Genomic DNA, 841 nt, shown 5'->3' with positions numbered 1-841 from the left:
AGCTGTTTACTCGGGGTGTAGCGTAGCCCGGTTATCGCGCCTGCTTTGGGAGCAGGAGGTCGCAGGTTCGAATCCTGCCACCCCGACCGAGAAAACCAGTCATGGGAATGACTGGTTTTTTTATACCCGAACGTGAAAAACATGTTTTTCAAAGTGAAGGGAATAAAAAAAGCAGTGCAACCGCAGGTTGCTGGTTTTCTCGAGCACCGACCTCCATTTCAGGATCACGCAGTAATCCTGAGATTCTGAATCAAGTTCAGAATGACAAGGGTGAGGTAACTGTAAGTTGCTGGTTTTCTCGAGCACCGACCCCCATTTCAGGATCACGCAGTAATCCTGGGATTCTGAATCAAGTTCAGAATGACAAGGGTGAGGTAACTGTAAGTTGCTGGTTTTCTCGAGCACCGGCCCCCATTTCAGGATCACGCAGTAATCCTGGGATTCTGAATCAAGTTCAGAATGACAAGGGTGAGGTAACCGTAGGTTGCTGGTAGTGCTCGAGCAACTACCAGTCGTTAGGATTGATGGGACAGCGAGTTGTATAGTCTAAATTCAATTCTTTAAATTACCTTTGGTAAAACACATTATTTATCTAAATTTGCAGCCGTTTCAGAGACGTATAATAAAGGTCGCGTAGCTCAGTTGGATAGAGCATCTGCCTTCTAAGCAGACGGTCACAGGTTCGAATCCTGTCGCGATCACGAATAAATAGTTCAAAAAGAAAAAACGCCAAACTTGTTTGAGCGTTTTTTTGTTTGTACTATTTTCAGCACGGAGTGCTGTCAGGAAAACGAACGGAGTGAGTAATCCTGTCATTCTAAACTTCTTACTCTAAGGCCTC

Annotated in this window: 1 protein-coding gene and 2 tRNA genes; all 3 read left to right on the top strand. The window is 45.2% G+C overall.

The features are described 5' to 3' along the window. The first annotated feature begins 11 nt into the window (after positions 1-11). Positions 12-86, top strand: a tRNA-Pro gene (locus tag J1N09_RS15400). Between the two features lie 21 nt (positions 87-107). Continuing rightward, positions 108-494 (top strand): hypothetical protein, encoded by a 387-nt coding sequence (locus tag J1N09_RS15395; protein WP_265201171.1) that lies wholly within the window; start codon positions 108-110, stop codon positions 492-494. 133 nt (positions 495-627) lie between these two features. Continuing rightward, positions 628-701 (top strand) — tRNA-Arg (locus tag J1N09_RS15390). Positions 702-841 lie beyond the last annotated feature (140 nt).

It is taken from the genome of Aureitalea sp. L0-47, assembly GCF_026126405.1.
In the GTDB taxonomy this organism is placed as follows: Bacteria; Bacteroidota; Bacteroidia; order Flavobacteriales; family Flavobacteriaceae; genus Pukyongia.
The sequence above is the reverse complement of the archived record's forward strand: the minus strand, read 5'-3'. Positions and strand labels throughout refer to the sequence as shown.

Excerpts from the sequence above, each read along its gene's own strand:
- J1N09_RS15395 (WP_265201171.1), top strand. The coding sequence starts at position 108 with ATGACTGGTTTTTTTATACCCGAACGTGAAAAACATGTTTTTCAAAGT.